The sequence below is a fragment of the Stenotrophomonas sp. P5_B8 genome (genome assembly GCF_054049855.1).
In genome coordinates this window covers 1-3,265 of record NZ_JBFULO010000420.1, presented here as the reverse complement: position 1 = coordinate 3,265, position 3,265 = coordinate 1, and the positions used below count along the sequence as shown (strand labels likewise).

At 66.0% G+C, this 3,265-nt stretch carries 3 protein-coding genes; 2 read left to right on the top strand and 1 reads right to left on the bottom strand.

Annotation, left to right across the window (positions count from 1 at the left end):
• Positions 1–1,152, bottom strand: a 1,152-nt coding sequence (gene prpR / locus ACXJKH_RS17430; protein WP_457321208.1) for a propionate catabolism operon regulatory protein PrpR, incomplete at its 3' end; no start/stop codon positions are given.
• A 164-nt stretch (positions 1,153–1,316) separates the two neighbouring features.
• Here prpR and prpB point away from each other — a divergent pair.
• Together prpB and prpC are read left to right on the top strand one after the other, a co-directional pair.
• The gene (gene prpB / locus ACXJKH_RS17425) at positions 1,317–2,207 is read left to right on the top strand and encodes a methylisocitrate lyase (RefSeq protein ID WP_457321206.1); all 891 of its coding nucleotides are present in this window, start codon (positions 1,317–1,319) and stop codon (positions 2,205–2,207) included.
• A gap of 27 nt (positions 2,208–2,234) precedes the next feature.
• Positions 2,235–3,265 (top strand): bifunctional 2-methylcitrate synthase/citrate synthase (gene prpC / locus ACXJKH_RS17420; RefSeq protein WP_457321204.1); only part of this gene is annotated, 1,031 nt, incomplete at its 3' end.

The window sequence follows — 3,265 nt, the reverse complement described above, 5'->3', positions numbered from 1 at the left end:
ATACAGATCGCGGCGGAAACGCTGCGCCTCCACCAGCGATTCCAGCGTCTGCAGGGTCGCGGCGATCACACGCACGTCCACCGGCGTGGGTTCGGTCGCGCCCACCCGCAGCACCTCGCGTTCTTCCAGCACGCGCAGCAGGCGGGTCTGCAGCGGCAGCGGCAATTCGCCGATTTCATCCAGGAACAGCGTGCCGCCATCGGCCGCCTCCACCAGGCCGACGCGGCCACCGCGGCGCGCGCCGGTGAAGGCGCCTTCGTTGTAGCCGAACAGTTCTGCTTCCAGCAGCGATTCGCTGATCGCCCCGCAGTTGAGCGCCACCAAGCGCCCGCGTCGGCCGCTGCCGGCGTGCAGCTGGCGGGCGACCAGCTCCTTGCCGGTGCCGGTTGCACCGGTTACCAGCACGGTACTGTCGTGCGGGGCGTACAGCGCGATGCGCTCGCGCACCTGCCGCATGGGAGCGCTGTCGCCGAGCAGGGCGTGGTCGCTGTGCGGGCGCTTGATGGGACCGCGTCGGCGCGGCGCGCTGGCGCCGGAACGGGCCAGGGTCTGGGTCAGCTCCAATGCGTGTTCGAAGGCCTGGCGCACCGAATCGGCCGAGTACAGCAAGACGCCGGGCAGGCCGACCTGTTCGGCGTAGTCGATGGCCATGCCGGTGCCGACGATCACTTCGATGCCGTTGGCGCGCAGGTCGGCGATGCAGTCGCGGGCATCCTCGCGGGTGACGAAGCGACGGTGTTCGATATCCAGCCCGAAGCTGTGCTGGAAGCTGCCGAAGGTAGGTACGTCGGTGGCATGGGTCACCAGCCCGATCCGCGGGGCGATCCGGCGCGCGCGCGCCAGCGCTTCCATCAGGTCGAAGCCGTTGGCCTGGATCGGTACCAGCGGCACCTCCAGCCGGCTGCGCAGGTAGGCCGCGTTCGAGCCGCCGGCGATCACCACTTCGCAGTGCTCGCGACGCAGGCGCTGGCCGATGACATCCACGGCCTCCTCGAAACCGAGGTTGATCGGCACGATGCGCGCGCGGCGGTCGAACTCGGGGATCACATCACCGAGAAGGCCGGTCAGGCGCGACACACTTACTGTCCAGATCACCGGCAGGGCGCCGGGGTCGGGATCGGGCAGGCGCGAACGGTGGCGGGGCAGGCTGATCGACATGGGGGATGTTTCAATGTTTCAGTTCCAGCCATGTTACATCTGTTTCAATGCTGCGGAATGAAACATGTCTCCCCGGGGCCGGTCTCAACGAAATCAGACACTTGTCACTTGGCACGGCCCTTGCGCCTGTCCAAGGGTCAACCACGATGGAATGCCGAATGAGCACCCCTGTTTCCTCCGCTGGCGCGCGCTTCCGCGCCGCACTGGCTGCCGAATCGCCGTTGCAGGTGATCGGCGCGATCAACGCCAACCATGCCCTGCTGGCCAAACGCGCCGGCTATCGCGCGATCTACCTGTCCGGTGGCGGCGTCGCGGCCGGCTCGCTGGGCCTGCCGGACCTGGGCATCAACACCCTGGAAGACGTGCTGATCGACGTGCGCCGCATCACCGATGTTTGCGACCTGCCGCTGATGGTGGACATCGACACCGGCTTTGGCCCCAGCGCATTCAATATCGCGCGTACGGTGAAGTCGCTGATCAAGGCCGGCGCGGCCGCCTGCCACATCGAAGACCAGGTCGGCGCCAAGCGCTGCGGTCATCGCCCGGGCAAGGAGATCGTGTCGCAGGGCGAGATGGTGGACCGGGTCAAGGCCGCCGCCGATGCGAAGACCGATCCGGACTTCTTCCTGATCGCGCGCACCGATGCCATCCAGGTCGATGGCGTGGACGCGGCCATCGAACGCGCCATCGCCTGCGTGGAGGCCGGTGCCGACGGCATCTTCGCCGAGGCCGCCTATGACCTGGACACCTACCGCCGCTTCGTCGATGCGGTGAAGGTGCCGGTGCTGGCCAACATCACCGAGTTCGGTGCCACCCCGCTGTTCAGCCGCGATGAACTGGCCTCGGCCGGCGTGGCCATCCAGCTGTTCCCGCTGTCCGCATTCCGCGCCGCCAACAAGTCGGCCGAGAACGTGTATGAGACCATCCGCCGCGAGGGCCACCAGCGTAATGTGGTGGAGGCGATGCAGACGCGCGAAGAGCTGTACGACCGTATCGGTTACCACGCTTTCGAGCAGCAGCTCGATGCGTTGTTTGCCGCCAAGAAGTAAGACCGCACACTGTTTTCTGGAGGGATCATGAGCGACACCACTACCGCCCCCGGCTTCAAGCCGAAGAAATCCGTCGCCCTGTCGGGCACCGCCGCCGGCAACACCGCGCTGTGCACCGTCGGCCGCAGCGGCAACGACCTGCATTACCGCGGGTATGACATCGCCGATCTGGCCAACACCAGCGAGTTCGAGGAAATCGCGCATCTGCTGGTCCACGGCAAGCTGCCGACCCGTGCTGAGCTGGTTGCCTACAAGACCAAGCTGAAGTCGCTGCGTGGCATCCCGGCCGCGGTCAAGGCCGCGCTGGAAGAACTGCCGCCGTCGGCGCACCCGATGGATGTGATGCGCACCGGCGTGTCCGTGCTCGGCTGCGTGTCGCCGGAGAAGGACGACCACAACCATCCGGGCGCGCGCGACATCGCCGACAAGCTGATGGCCTGCCTGGGCTCGATGCTGCTGTACTGGTACCACTGGAGCCACAACGGCCGTGCGATCGACGTGGAGACCGACGATGACTCCATCGGTGGCCATTTCCTGCATCTGCTGCACGGTGAGAAGCCGCAGGATTCGTGGGTCAAGGCGATGCACTCCTCGTTGATCCTGTACGCCGAACACGAGTTCAACGCGTCGACCTTCGCCTGCCGCGTCATCGCCGGGACCGGCAGCGACATGTACAGCGCGATCACCGGCGGCATCGGTGCCCTGCGCGGTCCCAAGCACGGCGGTGCCAATGAAGTGGCCTTCGAAGTGCAGAAGCGCTACGACAGCCCGGACGATGCCGAGGCCGACATCAAGGCCCGTGTGGAGCGCAAGGAAGTCGTGATCGGTTTCGGCCACCCGGTCTACACCGTCAGCGATCCGCGCAACAACATCATCAAGGAAGTCGCGCGCGATCTGTCCGCCGAACAGCAGAACGTCAAGATGTACGACATTGCCGAGCGTCTGGAGTCGGTGATGTGGGACATCAAGAAGATGTTCCCGAACCTGGATTGGTTCAGCGCGGTCAGCTACCACATGATGGGCGTGCCGACGKCGATGTTCACCCCGCTGTTCGTGAT